General features: G+C 72.6%; 1 protein-coding gene. It reads left to right on the top strand.

All coding sequences use genetic code 11. From position 1 onward, the window contains the following. Positions 1–1,623 (top strand): adenine deaminase C-terminal domain-containing protein (locus U9977_RS13695; RefSeq protein ID WP_322749633.1); only part of this gene is annotated, 1,623 nt, incomplete at its 5' end. Between the last annotated feature and the right edge of the window lie 95 nt (positions 1,624–1,718).

The raw sequence follows: 1,718 nt of genomic DNA, 5'->3' as shown, positions 1-1,718 counted from the left end.
ACGGCCCGCGCCGCGCGTCCGGTCCGCCGTACCGGGTTCGATGCCGTTGGCGCGTCCCACCTGGCGCCGACCGCGGCGGAGCTCGAGCAGCTGCGGCGGGTCGCGAACGGAACGCAGGAGGCGGATCTGGTCGTCCGCGGCGGCATGATGGTCGTCGTCCAAACCGGTGAGCTGCGGCGTCGTGACCTGCTCATCGCCGGTCGGTTCATAGCCGCGGTGACACGCCCCGGGACGCTGGGTGCCCGCCGCGCTCTGGATGCCTCCGGCCGCTACCTCCTGCCGGCCTATGTCGATCCGTACGTCCGGTTAGAACAGACCTTGCTGACGCCCGGGGAGCTCGCTCGTCTCGTAGTGCCCCGAGGGACGGTCACCCTGCTCGTGGACGCCGGCCTGCCGGTCACGCTGTGCGGACCGCGCGGTGCGCGGCTCGTGACCGCCTCCGGGACCCCGGTGCGCCTGCTTGCCAGGACCTCCCCGGCCGGCGGCGGTACGGGCACGCGGGCTGGCGCGAGCCTCCCGGACACCGGGACGTGGCTGCCCCGTCAATCCGTTCCCTTAGTCGGGTCCGCCGATCTCTCGCTGCCCGGGATGGCGGGCACCGGCGCCGTAGCCGGGATGCCCGGCCTGGACGGCACGGCCGTGGGTGACCGTGCCGCCGCCGACCGTGCCGCCGCCGATCTGGCCGCCGACGACCTGGCCGCCGACGCGCCGCTGGAGTTCTCCGGCGCATGGAAGATCACCGAAATCGCCGACCACGGCCACCTCGACCGGGTGGTCCGCCGTACGGTCGGGGCCGGCGTGGAGCCGATGGCCGCCATCCGCATGGCCACCCTCGATCCGGCCCGCCGGTACGGCCTGGACCACCTGCTCGGATCGCTCGCGCCGGCGCACCTGGCCGACATCCAGATCGTCAGCGACATCGCGGGATCCGGGCCGCCGGAGATCGTTCTCGTCAACGGGCGGATGGCCGCCGAGCGCGGCCGTCCGCTGTTCGACAACCTCGATGTGCTCCCGGACTGGACCCGAGAGCGGGTGACCCTGCCGTCCGGCCTGTTCAGCGGTTCCTTCGCCGTTGCGGCGACCGCAGCCGGCCAGGACTCCGCCGGCCCGGTCAGGGGCGTGCAGGTGAGCGTCGCGGCGGACGGGACTGCCGGGGTCGAGGTCGTCGCGGTGCGGCCCGGCCGTGCAGACGGCGGCACCGGTCATGCGGCGGCCGATCCCGGGCACGACCTGCTCAAGGTCGCCCTGGTCACGCGGGGGGCGGACCGGGCCGGCGGAATGTGGGTGGGTTTCATCCGCGGGGTGGGCCTGCGTCAGGGTGCGATCGCGATGGCCACGAGCGTGGCTCCCGGCGATCTGGCCGTCATCGGGGTCGCGGACCAGGACATGATGACCGCGGTGCGGGCCCTGGAGGGAATGTGCGGCGGCTTTGTGGTGGTCGACCGCGGATGGGTGTTGGCGGCGTGCCCGCTGCCGGTGGCGGGGTTGATGAGTGACGCTTCGTGGGAGGCCGTGCGCGATCAACTGGCCGGGGTTGACTCGGCCGCCGCCGCGCTCGGCTGCACCATTCCGTCGCCGTTTCTGACCCTCGCGCCGCTGGGCGGGCAGCTCTGCCAGCACTGATCATCGACTACTGATCACCGACTACTGATCACTGATCAGCGCCAACGATGTGAGATGAGTGTCGCTGCGGCAACTTCGGATTCACATCGTTGCGC

It is taken from the genome of Protofrankia sp. Cas8 (assembly GCF_963555845.1).
Taxonomy (GTDB): Bacteria; Actinomycetota; Actinomycetes; order Frankiales; family Frankiaceae; genus Protofrankia.
This window is presented reverse-complemented; position numbering and strand designations above follow the sequence as displayed.